The 18,115-nt window shown below is 39.7% G+C and carries 21 protein-coding genes; all 21 read right to left on the reverse strand.

Going from position 1 to position 18,115, the window contains the following annotated elements:
* Positions 1 to 1,320, reverse strand: a complete 1,320-nt coding sequence (locus tag KO511_RS19680; RefSeq protein ID WP_215989087.1) for a FliI/YscN family ATPase — start codon at positions 1,318 to 1,320, stop codon at positions 1 to 3.
* The gene (locus KO511_RS19685; RefSeq protein ID WP_215989088.1) at positions 1,304 to 3,349 is read right to left on the reverse strand and encodes an EscV/YscV/HrcV family type III secretion system export apparatus protein; all 2,046 of its coding nucleotides are present in this window, start codon (positions 3,347 to 3,349) and stop codon (positions 1,304 to 1,306) included. The genes KO511_RS19680 and KO511_RS19685 overlap by 17 nt, the downstream gene beginning before the upstream one ends.
* Entirely contained in the window at positions 3,340 to 3,708 is a 369-nt protein-coding gene (locus KO511_RS19690; RefSeq protein ID WP_215989089.1) for a hypothetical protein, read from the reverse strand. The genes KO511_RS19685 and KO511_RS19690 overlap by 10 nt, the downstream gene beginning before the upstream one ends.
* A 117-nt stretch (positions 3,709 to 3,825) precedes the next feature.
* Positions 3,826 to 7,506 (reverse strand): type III secretion system effector BopA family protein, encoded by a 3,681-nt coding sequence (locus tag KO511_RS19695; RefSeq protein WP_215989090.1) that lies wholly within the window; start codon positions 7,504 to 7,506, stop codon positions 3,826 to 3,828.
* Positions 7,496 to 7,927 (reverse strand): chaperone SicP, encoded by a 432-nt coding sequence (sicP, locus tag KO511_RS19700; protein ID WP_215989091.1) that lies wholly within the window; start codon positions 7,925 to 7,927, stop codon positions 7,496 to 7,498. Before sicP ends, KO511_RS19695 begins: the two co-directional genes overlap by 11 nt.
* A 23-nt stretch (positions 7,928 to 7,950) precedes the next feature.
* Positions 7,951 to 8,964 (reverse strand): HrpJ domain-containing protein, encoded by a 1,014-nt coding sequence (locus KO511_RS19705; RefSeq protein ID WP_215989092.1) that lies wholly within the window; start codon positions 8,962 to 8,964, stop codon positions 7,951 to 7,953.
* 2 nt (positions 8,965 to 8,966) lie between these two features.
* Positions 8,967 to 9,629 carry a type III secretion protein gene (locus KO511_RS19710; protein WP_215989093.1) on the reverse strand — a complete coding sequence of 221 codons (663 nt, stop codon included), beginning with the start codon at positions 9,627 to 9,629 and terminating at the stop codon, positions 8,967 to 8,969.
* Positions 9,626 to 10,204, reverse strand: coding sequence for a type III secretion system domain-containing protein (locus KO511_RS19715; RefSeq protein WP_215989094.1), 579 nt, complete (start codon positions 10,202 to 10,204; stop codon positions 9,626 to 9,628). The genes KO511_RS19710 and KO511_RS19715 overlap by 4 nt, the downstream gene beginning before the upstream one ends.
* A gap of 2 nt (positions 10,205 to 10,206) precedes the next feature.
* Complete coding sequence (sctJ, locus tag KO511_RS19720; RefSeq protein ID WP_215989095.1) at positions 10,207 to 10,941, reverse strand: type III secretion system inner membrane ring lipoprotein SctJ; 735 nt, start codon at positions 10,939 to 10,941, stop codon at positions 10,207 to 10,209.
* On the reverse strand, positions 10,938 to 11,243 hold the full coding sequence (sctI, locus tag KO511_RS19725) for a type III secretion system inner rod subunit SctI (RefSeq protein WP_215989096.1): 306 nt from the start codon (positions 11,241 to 11,243) through the stop codon (positions 10,938 to 10,940). The genes sctJ and sctI overlap by 4 nt, the downstream gene beginning before the upstream one ends.
* Positions 11,221 to 11,538 carry an EscG/YscG/SsaH family type III secretion system needle protein co-chaperone gene (locus KO511_RS19730; protein WP_215989097.1) on the reverse strand — a complete coding sequence of 106 codons (318 nt, stop codon included), beginning with the start codon at positions 11,536 to 11,538 and terminating at the stop codon, positions 11,221 to 11,223. Before KO511_RS19730 ends, sctI begins: the two co-directional genes overlap by 23 nt.
* Positions 11,535 to 11,750 carry a type III secretion system needle filament subunit SctF gene (gene sctF / locus KO511_RS19735; RefSeq protein WP_125321591.1) on the reverse strand — a complete coding sequence of 72 codons (216 nt, stop codon included), beginning with the start codon at positions 11,748 to 11,750 and terminating at the stop codon, positions 11,535 to 11,537. The genes KO511_RS19730 and sctF overlap by 4 nt, the downstream gene beginning before the upstream one ends.
* Before the next feature lie 9 nt (positions 11,751 to 11,759).
* Positions 11,760 to 12,461: a helix-turn-helix transcriptional regulator gene (locus KO511_RS19740; protein WP_215989098.1), complete on the reverse strand. Its 702-nt coding sequence runs from the start codon at positions 12,459 to 12,461 to the stop codon at positions 11,760 to 11,762.
* A 197-nt stretch (positions 12,462 to 12,658) separates the two neighbouring features.
* Entirely contained in the window at positions 12,659 to 13,657 is a 999-nt protein-coding gene (locus KO511_RS19745; protein WP_215989099.1) for a hypothetical protein, read from the reverse strand.
* An 11-nt stretch (positions 13,658 to 13,668) separates the two neighbouring features.
* Positions 13,669 to 14,157: a type III secretion protein gene (locus KO511_RS19750; RefSeq protein ID WP_215989100.1), complete on the reverse strand. Its 489-nt coding sequence runs from the start codon at positions 14,155 to 14,157 to the stop codon at positions 13,669 to 13,671.
* A 60-nt stretch (positions 14,158 to 14,217) separates the two neighbouring features.
* Entirely contained in the window at positions 14,218 to 14,823 is a 606-nt protein-coding gene (locus KO511_RS19755) for a pathogenicity island effector protein (protein WP_215989101.1), read from the reverse strand.
* 15 nt (positions 14,824 to 14,838) lie between these two features.
* On the reverse strand, positions 14,839 to 16,257 hold the full coding sequence (gene sctE / locus KO511_RS19760) for a type III secretion system translocon subunit SctE (RefSeq protein WP_215989102.1): 1,419 nt from the start codon (positions 16,255 to 16,257) through the stop codon (positions 14,839 to 14,841).
* The gene (locus KO511_RS19765) at positions 16,247 to 16,723 is read right to left on the reverse strand and encodes a CesD/SycD/LcrH family type III secretion system chaperone (RefSeq protein WP_215989103.1); all 477 of its coding nucleotides are present in this window, start codon (positions 16,721 to 16,723) and stop codon (positions 16,247 to 16,249) included. The genes sctE and KO511_RS19765 overlap by 11 nt, the downstream gene beginning before the upstream one ends.
* A 10-nt stretch (positions 16,724 to 16,733) precedes the next feature.
* Positions 16,734 to 17,297, reverse strand: coding sequence for a secretion protein EspA (locus tag KO511_RS19770; RefSeq protein ID WP_215989104.1), 564 nt, complete (start codon positions 17,295 to 17,297; stop codon positions 16,734 to 16,736).
* A gap of 243 nt (positions 17,298 to 17,540) precedes the next feature.
* The gene (locus tag KO511_RS19775) at positions 17,541 to 17,888 is read right to left on the reverse strand and encodes a hypothetical protein (RefSeq protein ID WP_215989105.1); all 348 of its coding nucleotides are present in this window, start codon (positions 17,886 to 17,888) and stop codon (positions 17,541 to 17,543) included.
* A gap of 38 nt (positions 17,889 to 17,926) precedes the next feature.
* Complete coding sequence (locus tag KO511_RS19780; protein ID WP_215989106.1) at positions 17,927 to 18,115, reverse strand: EscE/YscE/SsaE family type III secretion system needle protein co-chaperone; 189 nt, start codon at positions 18,113 to 18,115, stop codon at positions 17,927 to 17,929.

Below are 18,115 nucleotides of genomic sequence, written 5' to 3' on the forward strand. Positions count from 1 at the left end.
TTAACTCGCACATAAGTAATTTAAATTTTTTAACGTTTCTTTAAATGGTGAAATTTCAGTGGTGTCTTGACACAAAAACCGTTCCATCTCAGAAAACTTGTCCACAGCTTCGTCTGTCATCAGATCTTGGCCACGTTGATATTCGCCAACTCGTATTAACAATTGAACGTCTTGGTATAGGGCAATTAGATGCCTTAAATGCTTAGCGTCACTTTTGTGCTGCTCAGTCACAATCTGATCCATAACTCGGCTTACACTCGCGTTAACATCAATTGCCGGATAATGACCTGCCCCAGCAAGTTTCCGCGACAAGACAATATGTCCGTCTAAAATAGAGCGTACTTCATCAGCTACAGGTTCATTCATATTGTCCCCCTCAACCAATACGGTATATATCCCCGTAATGCTGCCTGTTGGCGCTGGCCCTGCCCGCTCAAGCAATGAAGCTAATTGAACAAACACACTAGGTGGGAAGCCATTCGCTACAGGGGGTTCTCCAGCAGCCAATCCAATTTCTCTCCCTGCTCTTGCAAAACGAGTTACTGAATCAACCATTAGTAATACATTTTCCCCTCGATCTCTAAAAAACTCAGCAATTGTAGTTGCTGTAAATGCGGCCTTCATGCGCTCAAGAGGTGGTTTGTCGGATGTTGCTACTACAAGCACTGTCTTTTTTCTAACTTCAGGAGGTAGACAATATTCTATAAATTCACGAACTTCTCTGCCTCGTTCTCCAACCAATGCTAAAACGATAACATCCGCATCACAGTTTCCAGCAAGCATCCCTAAAAGAGTACTTTTTCCTCCACCAGCAGCGGCAAAAATACCCATCCGCTGCCCAACACCTAAAGTAAGTGTCGAGTCTATCGCTCTAACTCCGGTTCGCATCACTTTACTAATAAGTTTACGTTTAAGTGGATCTGGTGCATCTCCCTGATTATCATGCCATTGACCTAGCCAATCCCCTTGCTCCATAGGTCGCCCTAGGCCATCAACAACTCGCCCCAAGAGCTCTGGGCTAACTTTTACTCTGTGTCCATGCCCCAGTGATTCAACATGCATTTCGGTACCAATACCTGTTGTACTTTGAAATGGAGAAAGCCACGCTTCCTCTCCTTTAATGGCCACTACTTCGGCTTGAAGCTTGCTCCCTATCAAGCAAAGCTCTCCTAGTTTAGCTTCAGGTAAGGTCGAACGAATTAAAGTCGATGTGACTTCAAGGATCTTACCGAAGCGACGAAAAGGCTTCACATCAGGTAGATCTGGAAAAAGCTCTTTTTCAAGAGTTTCTGTCAACTGAATACTATCCAGTAATCGCATTAGGAACCTCCGTTAAAATATCAACTTGGGCAATAACTTTAATGCTCGCATCTTCACCTATTTCTTGAAATGAAAGTACCGGCGTCATGGGTATTGATGGTTCAATAATTTTTCTTAAATATCGTCTTACATCTAAAGATGTAGAGATCACACATGGAATATGGTCAGGTAAATTATCTTTAATCATTGCAATAATTTTTTGTTCATCTGCTGGCTCGAGGGCGCTATATGACCCAACCGCAGACTGACGTATCGATTCACGAATCAGATTTTCTATTGCATCACCAATTAAAATCATCGGTATCCAACCTTCTTTGGCAGTGAACTTGCGCCTGATATGTCTTCTTAAAGCAACTCGCACATACTCTGTTAACATGATTGTGTCTTTTTCTTTAGATGCCCATTCAACTAGTGTTTCAAATATTGTCCGTAAGTCTCGAATAGAAATATTCTCTTCTACAAGGCGTTGTAATATTTCTGTTATTTTGCTTACAGGCAATAACCGCTGTAACTCCTTTACCAGCTCAGAGTAACGCATCTCCATAGAGTCCATAAGGTAACGAGTTTCCTGTACACCGAGGAATTCTTTGGCATAGTGCTGTGTAGCTGCTTCAACAAGATAGTTAACAATTTCATTACCTTGATAATATTCGACTTCAGACTGCTCAATAATCGCCACAGAGTTTAACGGATACCAATGCAACATTTGCTGGTTAAAAGGCAGTTTGCTTTCTTGTCCGTCTATTCCATCAATATTTTTCAATACTAAAATTGTTTGTTCTGGAATATTGAGCTTGATGATTGGCTCTTGGTATAAAAATAACTCAAATTCATCGCTTTTTTCATTTCGTAAGATCTGAATCTGAACTTCAGGTAATGGTAATCCAAGTTTCTCGAACAATTTCCATCTAAGTGTCTGTAATGATTTGGCGAGATTATCTTCCATCAGCTTATTACCTATCGCTAACATTAGGGGCACAGCGCCTGGCGCCATATCTTGGTTATTGCCCTCATCTGAAGCAGCAGGAGGAGAAAAACCTTGGTTATGTTCTTTACTCTTATTTTCCCGAGTAATCCAAAACGAAGCCCCCATGACAGCCATTCCTAATGGCGCAAATACAAACCAAGGGAATCCTGGAATAATGGCAAATACAAACATTACTGCAGCCGCCATTTGAAGTGAGGAAGGTTGACGGCAAATTTGCTCAACAAGCTCATTAGCAAGATTGTTTTTTGTTTCACCTGGCACACGCGTGACAATTAGACCAGCCGTAATTGAAATAAGAAGCGAAGGAATTTGAGCAATAAGCCCGTCACCCACTGATAGAATGGCATAGGTATTAATTGCTTCAGATGCAGACATATTATGCTGTAAAACACCTACTGCGACACCACCAAAAATATTTGTTAAAATTACGATAACACTTGCGATCGCATCACCTTTAACAAACTTCATCGCACCATCCATTGCACCATAAAGTTGACTTTCTTTCTGAACCACAGAGCGCTGACGTTTCGCTTCTTTAGCATCGATGATCCCAGCGCGCATATCACCATCGATACTCATCTGCTTGCCTGGCATACCGTCGAGAGAGAATCTTGCACTTACCTCAGCTACACGCTCTGAACCTTTAGTAATTACAATAAACTGAACTATGGTAATAATGGCAAAAACAATGATACCAACGGCGAGGTTGCCTCCAACCACAAAGTCTCCAAAGGTATAGACAATTTCACCAGCATCATGCTGTAGCAAAATCAATCGGCTGGTACTAATAGTTAATGCCAAACGATATAAAGTTGTTATTAATAGCATTGATGGAAAAGCGGAAAACTCGAGTGGATCTCGAATATAGATTGCTATCATTAATAAGACAATCGACATACCAAGATTAATAGCAATCAATACGTCAACCAATGTAGTAGGTAGCGGCAAAATCATCATGAAGACCGCAATAATCAACATCGCACTTAAAACAATATCTTGCCTACCAGCAATTTTAGCCAGAAAGCGAGTTGCTACTGACATACGTTATTACCTCCAACAAGCTGTATAAGAAACTCTCGTTGTTTTTTACATACCCAAAACCACTGCCGCGCATCAAATTGAGATGGGCACAGTGTGCTTATAAAAAGTTTATTTTTAATCATGAATAAGCGTTGAGGTAACCCTTTAAAACGTTCTGGTTGATTTCGTTTAAGAGCGTAATCTAATTGTAAATCATCAATTTCAAGTAACCATGAAGTTAACATCAAGCGCTCACCGATCACTTCAAGTTTCAAACCATAAGGTGATTGATGTATTTCGAGGATATCTGCCACCTCAGATTGAGGAAGCCTGAATAAAGAAACTAATTGTTCAATGTTTCTTAACATTTGTAGATCCATAATCACTCCTATCGCTATCTAGCCTATAGCAATATGATGCCGTGATTTGGACTGGCAAAATATCAGGTCTACACCTGAAAAAAAAGCCCCAAACTAAACTGGGGCATTAATATTTAATCAACAAAATTTTACTGCGAATGCCAGAGCATCGTCGAGATTCCCTTTTATGTACTTACTAATTTTTTCGTGGCACCCTTCCCAAACTTTCTCGTCGTAATTTTCAACCGTCAATGTTCGTGCTACCGCAATATCTTCAGTACGTGCTTGCCTATATTGGCTGTCAAGTTTTGCAACCGACTGGCTAGCAGCCTGAGTAATTTCATCCTGCAACGCCTGTTCTTGTTGTTTAACTGACATATCATTTAGCTTCAATGATTTTCCAGCACCTTCAAGTTCTTCACTCAGTAGTTCGGCTAAACGTTTATTATTGGTTCTTGCCTCTATACGCTCAAGAGCTTGATCAATACGTTGTTGAGTCATTTTCTCTCTTGCTCTTTCATTGGCATCATTCATACCAAGAAAGTTACTTGCAGCAACCAGGTTAATCATTGTCCTAGCAAAGAATCCACCGATAGACATGGCACCTACTCCAGCAAGAACAGCAATCGCGATCGAAATTCCTCCTGTACCTATAATAGAGATAACGCCAAGAGCTGTAATTGCAGCAGCCCCGACAGATATTGCTGATGTAGTAGCAAGAGTAAAAGTTTTCGCTTTCCAATCCATCTCGGACCATGTGTTTTTTACGTCCTGAAAAGCTCTACGTATCGTGCTCATTTTATCAGTTTCAAAACAATCCCTAGAAATCGTTCCTACATCTTGAAGCGCCTGACGCTGCATTGTATAAAAAGCCATAGCTTGTGCCCGGTCTTTAAAACTTCCACTATTAATTAACCCTCTCATTAGGGCATTTACCATAATTTCGGTCGTTCTATGTTGGGTAACAATATTTGCCGCCCTACTTTCAGACCATGTTTGCACTATGCCACCTAACATTCTTGCCATAGGCTGAACAAAAGCGCCCCCTGGCATTAATGTCGATACAAGCAATCCAGCTCCATTTGCCATAAGACCACCTCCAGCAAGCCCTTTTATTGCAGAGGCCATATAGGGTGCACTTTTGGCTAGATGAAGTAGTGCAATCATCTCAGGTGTCATAGATAGAGACTCTTGGCTAGGCAAAAACTCACGACGGCCTTGAAGAATATCTTTTACCTGACTTTCAACAGTCCCTGTACTCCAGATGGTAGATGCCATTGCAGCCACATCAGAGCCGAAAAAGCCACCATTGGTACTCACGATCTGAAAAACATGGTTTAGATCGCCTGCTAAAGCTTGAGACTCTAATGGATGTGACATTGCCCAGTGATGTAAATCAACTAAAGCTTTTTTTACACCATCGTAACTAATGGTTACCTGGCCGGATACTAATGGTACAAAGACCGTTTTATATGCTTCTGTGTAACTACTTATGCCAGCTTTAGTCATCTGGCGCTCTAGAAGCAGTGCACTCATATCAGGACGAAAATCTCCCGATAAACTTCCAGATACATTTTGTTTGACCCATGCAGACCAAGCCTCAATGCTGTTACCATTCTCACCTGGGTAACCTTTGTCTTGATTTATCTGCCGATCAAGTCTTGTCAGTTCTAACAATCGTCTTTCGTATTCATCATCAAGTATCTGAATATCCGTATTGAGAGAAGTAATTCTTTCCTTAAGCGTATGATTTTCTTTGTTTTCTAATTCATTTTGAAGATTATTTCGTTCTATAACTAGCTCTCTAACCTTGTCATTATTAGCTCTCAAAGAAGGCAAAAATGTCAGAAACCCCTGCAAGTTCAACCGTTGAGTAATCGATGTTGTTGAATGATCTAACATGGTCTCTACACGGGCTAATTTATTACTTAATAGTACTTTTGTATCAACCACTTGCTGTACTGAATTGCAGTGTGTCCGTAGCTTGTTTAAATGTTCAAACTGTATTTTTGTTTCAACTATTATCGATGAAACCTGATTGGTTACTTCGCTACCTATAGATGCTGTATGTTGAGAAAATGCCTCTAAGGCTGCAATATAACTTGCCAAGGCCGATGCTTTCTCTTCTATATAATCTGAATAGCGTGGAAGATTTTGAGTCAGATTATCAACCAATTGGTGGGCTTCAACGTCAGAGTAAATGTCAACCCCTGCATTATTATTGGACTCGAAAGTAATAGTATTTCTTTGATCCAACCATGATACACGATACTGGGCTTGGACAACATTTCGAGCTATTTGGCGAATGTCATCACTCACATGACCTTCTTGCAATTCTTTTTTAATAAGACTGCTGAGGTTAAGATCTTCATAATCCGTTAAGTCATCTGGTATCAGAGTATCATTTTTTGCTACTAACCATTCCTGTCCAGTGATAGCCCATAAAGTTGCTACAAACTGATCTTCTTGGTTAGAATCTGAATTCATCAGTTCTTGAAAAAATGTCTCGAATTTAACAGAAACACGTTGAAGGTCTGCCATTTTACCTGAGAGATCTAAGCGTTCATCTATACCTCTTTGTTCTGCACTTAATTGCTTTTGGCTTTCTATTAATGCCTGTGTAATAAGTTGAATTGCACCAAACTGTGCTTTCTGCTCAGGTTTGGGGAATGCAATTTGAACATCATCAGCCAATGTAGGTATCTTCTCAGCCAATATGTCCGAAAGTACCCTCAAATTAACTGCTGACATATCTGAATCATATTGAGCGAGCATATTCGGCAGGTGATTTGCTAAGCCTTCTGTTTCAAAGTGCGGTGATTCTGTAATCAGTTCGAAGCACAAACGTTTCAATTCAGGTGTCATGGTCGATTGGAGTCTCGATGAACATGACGAGAAGAATTCATGGAAATTTTTATAATCGTTGATGTTCGAATTCCAATTCCCTTGGAATTCCTCTACTAATATGTGATTTTTATCCAGTAAGTCATGTTCTTGGCTCAACATAGCACCTAATTGCTTTGCATCACTTGAATCTAGTTCTGTTAAACTTTGATACGCGGACTCAACTCTAGCTAGAGCACCTTGTAGTTTTTCTACTTTATTGGAGAACGTTTTGAGTTGCTCTGTCACCACCACCTCTGATACGGGGTTATCAAACAACTTAGCAAGTGTTTGTGCTTCATCATTCATAACAAAATCTTTGATGATTTGGTTATATTCGGCCACTTCTTTTTGAAGTTTCTGCATAGAATCCGTCTCACTGTAAAAAAAACTACTCACATAAGATAGAGATTTAGGTGATGGTAATGTATTGGGTTTATTCAGTTCAGATAGTTGCTTTCCGAGATTATCTAAACAATAAGCGGAGCTAACACCGCATCCGATCAATGTTCTTTCTGCTTGAGCTTTATCGCTCAATTTATTGGGGTTAACATTTTTCTCTGAAGATTCTTCAGATTGTATATCACCCTCGATGGAGCCTTGTATTATTTGTCTAACTAACCGCTCGTTCAGAGGTGAACGTCCACTAAGATCCATTTTTTCCGTAATTTGATCTGCTATATCCTCACCATATTCATTGGATAGTGCATGGATAAATACCCCCAATACTTTGAGGTTTTCATCCGTTTGATTACGAACAAAATCTTTAACTGCTTCCATATCACTTAGCAAAGGTATGTTGCTAAAAAATTGAAGTATTTTTTCGATAAACCCTAATTTAGCTGTAACAATTATTGGTTCCCCAGTCGGGCCATCAGATAGGTTAAGCTGGTGATTATCGACTCCCTGAGTAAATTGATTTAGTTCAATAGACATGGTTGCTACCTCTCAGTAAAGTAAAGTCTTCATCTGACCATTCGTTTGATTCAAATATACCTTGTAAGTATTCATACCTGTTTATCAATTCAGTGAGTCTATCAATAACTTCATCTGTATTTTCAAGATCTTCTATTCGATCTAAATACAACAAGGCATGGCTATCATCTTCAAAATATATATGACCCGATCCAACCTGATTGAGATGATGATTGATAAGTAACGCTTTCTTAAAAGTTGTTTTTTCTTGCTCAGGCTCGATTCTCGCCAACATACAAGTTAACTTCCAGTGTTCTTCTTCCGGTGCTAAGGATACCAGAAGGTGGCGATCAAACATGAGCATACATTGATTCGACTGATCAAATTCAAGAGGTAAGCCAAGTTGTTCACCGACGCGGTTTAATGTTAATTGATGATTCATATTCGTTATCTCCCAACATTGGTTTACTCATTCCATCGATCTAAAAGTTCAAGCATTGCTTCCTGAACATGCTCTTTTTGTTCTGGTTCTCGGTAACATTCCGGTGACATTACGGCTATTAAATCTTTCCATCGACGTAAGAAAATAACTTTTCGATCCCAAGTTAAATCTAAACGTTCTATCATTAGTGATAGTGCATCCGGATAAATCCAAGACTGTTCGAGTAGCTCGATAGTCACCGACATAACGACAGGTAGTTCCAACCCCATAGCTTGAGCTAATGAGCTACAATGGTCCTCAAATGTCAGAAATAACAATAATCGCTTCAAATCAGCAATTGACGCTACAACCATTGTCATGTCATCACGTTTTTGACCTTCTGCTAGTGGCTCCGACATAGACCGAATTAGAATTCGGATATATTGGCGTCTATCTTGATGTCGCTGAAGCAATTCAAACCAATGCGCTAGGCCTTGTTCACCTCGCTTAGCATGTTGGTATAATTTTCTGAGTACTCTGAGGCCTTCATCATTAACATTCAGTCCTTGCGCTGCCGCTATAACCTCAAGCTCAATTCCTTCTTCATTCAATAGTAAATCTAAACGTTTCTTAAGCTCTTTCTTAATTGAACTAGATAGGCCCTTAAAGCTCATTAAAGACGTTAAAATTAGCGCGATGTTTCCCTTATCTAAACCTGATTGGTCTAATGCTGTGAAAACTTGATTGGCATTTTTTAATTGTGACAGTTGTTCACACATACGATTGATCGACTGGCGAGCCATTTTATCCATTTGCTGAAGAAGTTTTTCCATACCATTTAGCATCGAATCCTGAGCTTTGTCTGCCAGACTAAGCTTTTTCATCATGCTACTAAGCCCAAGACTTAAACCTTCGATAGTTTCTTCTAATGCTTCTTCTCTCACTTCAGCAAGCGCTGCACTCGCTAAAGAAGCCGTCGATTCGTTGGTAACTCTTGTACTAACTGTATTCGGTGATAAAGAGTGAATTTCCGTATGTATATGCGTGTCGACTCTCATCTTTATTCTCCATTTACTGTTGATATAATTCGGCTCTGTCGTGAAAATGAGTCGAGCAAGGTTTGTAATTGAAAATCTAGATCGAGCCGGACAATCAAAAATTCAGATACTAATTCGGCTTGTGCTCCCTCTAGCTCTGGCTTTACTTGGACTTTTAGTTGATCATCGAAAGCCTGTGCCACCACAGCGTAGTGCTCCTTTGAAACGAAAAGTGTTAGGATCTCTTGGCTACTTTGAAGTGCTATCTGATCGCTAAGTCGTTTAACCATAAACTGACTGATATCCTGCTCCCCTGACCATTTCTCTATCACGCTACGAATTTGCTGACGAATTCGCTCTTTGAGGCTGTCGACCAAATTTTGTTCAATATGCGCTTTTTCGACTAACCAAGAGATAGATTCCTGAACCACAGCTCGTTGAGCATCTTGCTTCCACGTTTCTTCAAACTGATGAGCTTTTTTATGAGCATCTTCTATGATTTGCTCTGATTGCTTATATGCTTTGTCTCGCGCTATTCGGGCGCGACGTATAATTCCAGCCACACGAGAACGTGCTTTAGCTTCATTGCGAGCGGAACGAATGGCAGATTGAATTCTTTGTTTTGGTACTACCTCTCCATTCTTTTCAAGATCACAATCAGTGGCTGAAATAGCAAATGGTGTCATAAAAATTTCTCCAATCTGAACATCCAGCTAACAACGCCTTCGTTTTCTGTCTGAGATAGCTCAATAGGGCTTTCTACTATGGGTAAGCTAAGTGACAATATTGTCCAAAATGGATGTCCATTCCATAAATGGTACAGAGCACTCGCAGAGAAATACTCCGCTTTTAACAGCATTTCCTCTGGTGCCCATAATGGTGAGTGATGGTTATGCGGCCACAACGCAATTAACTGCTCGATCTCGGATTGACTAAATCTTTGCTGCATTTCCTGACGGTACTGTGTATCCCAAATATAATCAGGACAACCCTGAACTATCAATCCAGCAGCAATAGACAAAGCAGGTAACTTATCTATTATTACTAACCATTTATAGATAGACTCTATATCCTCTTTCAGCATAAAGTCTTGATGTTTAATGCGGCTTAATATGACATTATCCAATCGTTGTCTAATTAACTCATTGTCTTTGGCCAAATGTTGCCAGCTGCTCATATTCAATTTTTCCCACCACTGAAAATGGAGCCTTGAACTCACCTGACGAATTGTTTTGTTTAGTTGGATAACTTCTAGTGTCATAATCAGCTCTCTCTTTTTCGCCTTATAGCTAAACAAGCAACACCAGCAATAAATACACTCCCTAAACCAATCGTTACAGGTGTTTTATTCGCCACAATCCAATGATGTGCATCAACCCACCCTGGATCATCGCTTTTTTGCATGGAGGGTTGATATCGAAAGTCAGCCGGTTGTAGAAATAAACTGATATTTTCGTACTGGAGATCCGGCACCGCATTTTTTATCAAATTACGGATCTGAGTTTCAGAGCTGCTTAAATTTGCCTCTGGCGAATACTTTATATATATAGCAGCCGATTTATCAGTTGCATTCGAGTAATTCGTTGAACCAGATTTAACATTTTCAGCTATTGATACACGAGCACTAATCACTCCGTCCATATTCGATAATGTTCTCTCTAGTTGCTGCTCTTTTAGGTAACTCATCTTGGCCTCTTCTTGGGCTGGAGAGGAGACAAGTTGCCCTGAAGGAAACAGCTGTTCTATGTCAACATAATTCGCTTTGGGGTACCCATTTTGCCTCAGTAGTTCAACGGCATTAATGAATTTATCTTTTTCAATTTTAAGTGTCACTTTTCCTGTTTTAGCATCAATATCTGAATTTACATCAATATGGTTAAGCATGAGTAGCGCGACCATTTGATTCGCTTCAGACTGGGGAAGGTTTTGGTAAAGTTCAACTTTACAACCTGCCAAAAACAAAGCTAAAACTAGAACGAGCCATCTTAATTTCTTCATTGCATTGTCACCAGTTTGTTTATAGATTGGGATAGGCTTCCTGCTGTTTTAGCCACTAAATCCACTTCTACTAACGCACGTGTCACCACCTTTTGGCTTTCGATCGCTTGCTCTGCAGAAATACCTACCGAAGATCCATTAATTGGGGAAAGGCCAACCAATCCGCTGAGGCTTGACGTTTCTTGGACCCCCTGTTGCATCAGTTGGCTGAATTTATCCACTAAGCCCTTATCTGGGTTTACGGGTTCTGCCTGTTTTTCCAATGCAGCAGATGTCGCTTTAGCTATTGCACTGATCTCCATCTTGACCTCCAGTAATGAGTGAACAAATTGTTTTCATGTCCGCGCTTTCAGCCGATGAGGTATAAAGAAAACGCAACCCTTCCGCTTGCTCCGTATGTAAACCATTAAGAGCACGCAGTGCCTGCGCTCTTTTTCCCAAAGCAAAATAAATCAGGCTTTCACAAATACGCCTATCGACTTCATCTTCAATAAGGTGAGGAAAAGCAGCCATAATACTTACTGCCTGTTTCTCAAGTCGATGGTTGGCTGCTGCTAATGCAGCTTCAACAAGAAGTTGCTTATCTGAACTTTTCATATTTTCGAAATGATCCCCTGCACCATATCTTTGACAGCCTTAATTAAAGCACTTTCATATCCCATGAAATTTGAATATTGCTGTACAGCAAACTGAGCCTTCAACATTTCATCAGGATTATTAGGATCAGCCTGTGTCATCTTAGTTTTAATGTCTTGTGCTGATTGAGCCGACATTTGAGATAAATGATTAATAATTGCATTGAGATCCATAATAAACTCCTATTTTCTAACCACCCTTAAATCAGAAGGGCTGCAGTGATATCGCTTTTTAAAGGCACCAATAAAGTGCGAGTGGCTACTGAAGCCGGCATCAAACGCAACATCCGCAATTTTTCGATCTGTTTCCAGGATAGATTTTTTAGCAAATTTTAGTCTTTGTTCTGTAATCCAAGTCTTTGTAGATTGTCCATAGTATTTATAAAATGCGGTGTTTAATTTAGTCACATCCATCTCTAATAGTTCGGCATAACGTGTCACTGACCATTGTTCATAAAGGTGTTTATTAATAAAATCGAATATTTTTTCGTTAGGATCCGAGTATTGGTTGAGCAGATTCGAAAAATACGTTTTATCTATCTCTAAGCAATATGTGAAAACAAAACGAAGCATTACACTCTTACTTACTTTGTGAAGCTGTTTAATTACGTTTACAAGTTCATCAAAAATTGGCACTGTTTTTACTGATTTGCTTATTGCCTTAATATCGACATAGTTATGATCAATCAGCTCTGTAACTAAATGATATATTTCGCATATCTCGCCAGGGTAAAAAAATATACTCATCCAATCATTACGGCTTTGAGCATGTATTTCTGCTTCTTCAGTCACCATGACTAATTGATTGGCACTTACTTCAGTACGTTGACCTTGATAATCGATATGACCTTGCTTATTGAACAATACGACCTGTAACGCTTTCACATCAATGACCTTCTATTTCTTAGCTTAGGGGTAGTTTGCCAAGATCAAGCAATATCTGGTATCAGGTCTTCACCTGAATTAGTGGGTTGGATGGGGGCAGGAATAAGAAACAGAAAAATAACAATTAACTCATAAAGTATATATAAAAAGGTCCCTGACAAATCAGGGACCTAAAAGCAAAATCATGCCATAGACTATTAACTTGTCAAAGCAGCTAGATAAGGTATCGAATCAAGCTCCCTCTGCATGGCCCTCATTTGTTCAAACTGCTCTTCTTTTTGCTTCAGTCGTTCCATTTGTTCTCGTTGTGGATCCATCCTAATTTGCAATCTTACATTCTCCTCGGCGAGCTCTTTCGTATCTTTTTTGTATAGTGCCTCTCTCATTGTCAGCATTGAATCACGAAAACTGACAGCAACCTCTGTTTTGTGAGCATTAAGCTCAGCTTTTGCCTTATCATGGTTTACCTTGCTACTGCCCAGATGAAATCCTAGCATTTCATTACCTGTTGCAGAGATACCGAGTCTCGCCATTTTAGTTGTTGATATAGCACTGGTCGCCGCACCGAGGCTTGATGGAACAGAAACCGTACCAGCATAAAGCGTACCTATTGTTAAACCTAATCTAAGTGTGGCTGAACTCGCTCGTGCCCAATGCTCTGCTCTTTCATCCTGCACTCCCATTTTATCCAAAAGCGCATAGACAAGGTTAGAGAGAGTATCTGAACCCATTCTTAAACCTTGCTCTCCGTTGTCCGCCTTACTCCAATTATGATATGCACATCCAGCATCTGAGACTGCAAGTGTTAATGCTATTCCTGCTGCTACGGTAAGAGGGATTCCTAAACCACCGCTAATGACAGTTGCCGCAACCGCTAGCCCTAGTCCAGCACCAGCAATGACAACATTAAATAACTCTTTAAAAAACGTACTATTAGCTACATCTACGCCCGCTTTTTCAGCTTGTTGATACAATTTCGCAGACTTTTCTATTAGTTCATGTGTGTGTGACAGATGGGAATCTATTAGAGATAAATTCTTTTCTTGATTGGCAGAAACTGCGGGGTCCAAATATGTGGATAAAGGCACTTGGGCAACATCAAATTTTTGAAACTCAGTATCTTTTGATACATTAGCATCACTATAACTATTGACTTGAGATAGTCTAGAATTCGCGACTTCTAGAGGCATAACCATTAATTTCGCTCCTATTGGTTATATTGGTGAATTTCATCCAAAAGCGACTGAGCAAGTTGCCTTATCTCAGGCTGCTCTGGAGACAGAAAACTTTGCTTAATACTTGTTCGAAGCGCATCGGATGCTTCGTTCGTTCTGTCGAGTAATAGATAACACTGGCCAATCCTAAACGTAACACCAGCATCACATGCATCCATCAAAGTAGCGTAGCCGTAAAATATCAATGCATTTTCATATTGCTCTAGCGCATGTAACGTCGAGGATAATCCGAATATATATTCCCTACGCCACGGATTATTCATAACAAGATATGTGAAATGCGTCATAGCTTCGGCCATATTGCCGCTGTAATACTTACCCAAAGCGTCTTTGTAAATATTTACTAAAGCTTTTTCATCAATATTGTTCAATTGAGCCAGTGTTTTGTGTCCATTAATAACACTATCTATTGATTTTTTTAATTGATTGATATCGATAGAAAAAGCATTGTTACTTATCATAGAATCTCCATTTTTTGGTGAGAGCATCATTGACACGATACTCTCACATTCGTGATGATATTAATTGCGTACAGCTGAGGTTAACTTTCCATTTAGCTCAACCAAATCTTTGAGCATTGCATTCATTTGTTGGACTACCTGACGTGCCTTTTCTACTAATTCATTTAGCGCTTTCATATAGTCCTGCGCATTCATTGCTTTAAATTCACCGGCTATCTTGTCCATTTCTGCATCTTTAGTAATCGATGCAGACGCCATAGTGCCGACTGCATCAACACTTTTGCTCATTGCTTGACTTAAGTGAGTCGCTGCCTCTCCTAACTGGCTGGTTCCACCAACACCTGCCATTCCAATAACTCCAGAAAGCGCCTGTAAAATCCCAGCTGAAATACCTGAATCTTTTGCTCTCTCTATACCATCTCTTTTGTCACTTAATGACGCTTCCTGGATGTCATACTGCTGTGACCGTTGCTGTGCGGAATATTCCCTCATTAACTGAAGAATTTGGTTCGTGATTTTTGCTAATTCAGTTCCAAGCTCATTGATCTGACCAATCATATCCTCTATATTGCTCTCAGTTGGTACTGAGGATACCGCAGCTGATTGTTTTGTTGATTCAGTAGCTGATGGTGTATTCATGTTTATAGTTGAAAAACTTCCACTCATAATAATTCCCCTTAACTAAACAGATGCATTGATGATGCGAGTTTGTAACATCGCAGATTCATTAATTACCTTAGTGGCACCATCAACAGCTTCGCCCGCTTTTGCTAATTCACTACGATTTCTTTCATTGACTTGTTTCTTATTCTCACCAAGCCAGTCATAACAAAACTCCATGAAGTTCTGCTTCACAATTAGATCTTCTATTTGCTTTTGAAGTTTGGCTTTTTCAATTGTTATAACTCCGTTGGTGATTGCTTTTCCTGCACCTGCTGAAGCTCGAATTAACTCTAGTGATGTATAGGTACAGGCTTTAATCGTACGGCTTATGACCTCGTTACGTACGGCCTTGACTACCTCTTTAGTAATTTGATCAGCAGTGACCTGACCGCCTTTCTCCATCGCAGAAACAGCCACTTTTTCTACCGCTTGACTGACAAACTTTTCAATAGCTCCTTTACTAAAAGCTTCTGTGAGTGATTTAGCTATGTGTCCACCCTGCTCTGCAACTTTTTCGATGGCTTGGGTTGCCCCCTTCATAAGTTGTTCTGCCACCTGTTCCGAAACCTGCTCAGAAACTTGACTACCTATTTGCTGGGCAATATTGGCCACTTCATTGGTTGAACCTTTACCAATACTTTCAACTAGTTTAGGGGCTGCTTCTCCCATCGCAGTTTCCGTCCCTTTTGCGATAGAGCGCGTCGCTGATATAGCACGTCCAGCTTGGAAAATATCCAAGGCCATGCCTACAACTTCTGCCCCCAATTGAACTTTACCGGCAACGTCAATAACCTGCTGACATTTCTCTTTGTCGGCTCCACATAATATTGCTGTTTCAGCCGCAGCTTTAACCATTCCTGCGATCCCTGCAGTAAGATATGCACCGCCACTTGCCATATCCATAGCACCACCAACCACATCGCCAACAACAATACGTGCTGCGCCCTCGATAAGCTTAAACACACCTATCACAGATTCAACTGCACCTACTATCCAGTCGAATATGGCACCAAAAATACCACCTTTGTGGGCTTTTTCTGATTGCTCAATATGTTTTGCTAATTGCTCTTGAAACTCTTTTACACGCTTATCGTTTAATACCGCCTGAGTGTCCGTCTTTAACTGGCTTGCTTTTGATAGCGCTTTAGCGGTATCAGTAAATACTTCAATACCAATATTGGCCACTAAAAGGGCAATTTCACTCATAGATGCATGTTCAACATGACCTACAGACACATTCTGATTTGTTATACGTTGTAAAGCTTGATTGGCTTCTTCCAAACTTACTATATGGCTTTTATCTTGTGTCAGTTCAGCCTGTTTACAAGCCCCCGAATCAGGTAAGCGTGCTGGAATTTTTTGGCTTTTTTCCACATACTCAGGTTCTAGTGTGGGATTAACCGCGAAATGGTTACTCATACTTATATTACTGGTCATAACATGCCTCCTGCGTCAATTTAGCTAACGCTTTACGAGATTGATCTGCTATGTCTGTCCATTTATCTTCATCAAGACAATCACACACTCTTATAGCCGCTTTATATGATTTGACGGCATAGTCTATATTGCCTACAGCATGATAGCTTTTACCTGCATAATAAGGACTGCGTGGATCTTCTACATTAATAATGCCAGATCGACCAAAACAGAAAATCGCTTCTTCATGCTCCCCGAGCTGCTGACAACTGGTCCCAAGAGAAAAAAAATAATCGAAGTTCCATTGATCAATCTTCATCAATAAATAGAAGATTCGTTTAGCCCCCTCATAGTCGCTATAATTCATTAACTGAGTACCATAGCGATACAGTATATTAAGATCTTTAGGGTCTGTATCAGCCAACATTCTTAGAGATCCACCTTGATGAAGAAATGCCTGCAAAGAGGCATAATCACTTTCTTTCATAACCCTTCTCCTATCGAATGCCTTGGAAAATAGTGTCACAAAGTTGTTTAATCATTGTTTGCAAGCTACTAATCAAAGTAGTAATCATGTTCGCGTTTTGTGTCAGTTTCTGAATTTTCAACTGGGCTTGAGTGACGAAATCAGAGGCTCTGTTTGATACAGTTTCTAGTGCTGCTTTAACCGCTTGAAGTTTGCCTTGATCAAGGTTTGGGCCATTTTCTTCAAGATATTGATCAATGGATTTTCCACTTACCTTAAATCCATTTTGTTTCATGTAGTTAATTACATCGTCTGGAAGTTGACGGGTTGCTTTGTCCCCTTCTTCAGCCGCTTCGGCAATTTTTTCATCCACACGGTTTGCCATTTCTTGAGCATCACGTGTTACTCGAGACTTAAGTTGCATTTCTTCAAATTTTTGTTTCCCCATGGCAAAAACAGTACTCATGAAGTCAAATAAAGTTGAAATACCAAATGAAAAAAATCCGTCATCTTTAGATTCTGATGTGTAGTCATTTTGTTGGTTGTTTACTGCATGGGTATTTGGGACACTGTCACTTGAAATATATCCGCTCATAATATTCTCCTCAATTTAATAAGTTTATTACTACAAGCTGGGGTGTAAATCTGGAGTTCACCATTTATCATCTCAGTTTGTTATTCCATTTTAACGCTTGATTGTTATGTTTATTCCTAATGTCAAAGAATATCTCAACATTCTGGTATGACCAGATGGTGTCATTTATATAAAAAACGGCGCAATATTTTATTGCACCGGTAAAAAGCATGGAAAACATTTATATGTCGAGAATTTCAACACTCACATATACTTTCTCATTGCTTTAACTTTACGTATATTGGTCTGCTCATCTTTATTAGATGTTTCAGATTCTCCTATTGCTAGAAAGCCTTGCTGTAATTCTTTAAAACCATCTTCTATTTGAGCAACTTTTTGCATTATGCTTCCCTGAGAAGAAGACATCCCCTCAGGAAACAATTGATTTAGCTTATCAAGCTTTGCTCTAGCATCAACGTCATGGTTAGAACGTTTAACTAAATCTTGTATTTCTTCTTGTAATGACTCGAATTCTTGAATCTGTTCAGTAAGTGCACCACGACGATCGTTCAAAGCATCCATCACGGCTTTCATGTCTTCAAATGTGTCCATAATTATCTCCTAAATAAAATTTATTAAATTCAATATAATTATTTATAGCGTTTTGCTAAAATATTTATCACATCCATGGCGGAATCTATTGCTTCATTATATATATAGCTATCTTCTTTAGCTTCTTTATTTATAATTATCTTTGCATTCTCTAGCTGATTAATTAATTTTCTTTTCACTACAGAGTCATTTTTTAAATTTGTCTCTAGGTTTGTAATACGTGCCAT

The organism is Vibrio hepatarius, assembly GCF_018860525.1.
GTDB classification, from domain to species: Bacteria; Pseudomonadota; Gammaproteobacteria; order Enterobacterales; family Vibrionaceae; genus Vibrio; species Vibrio hepatarius_B.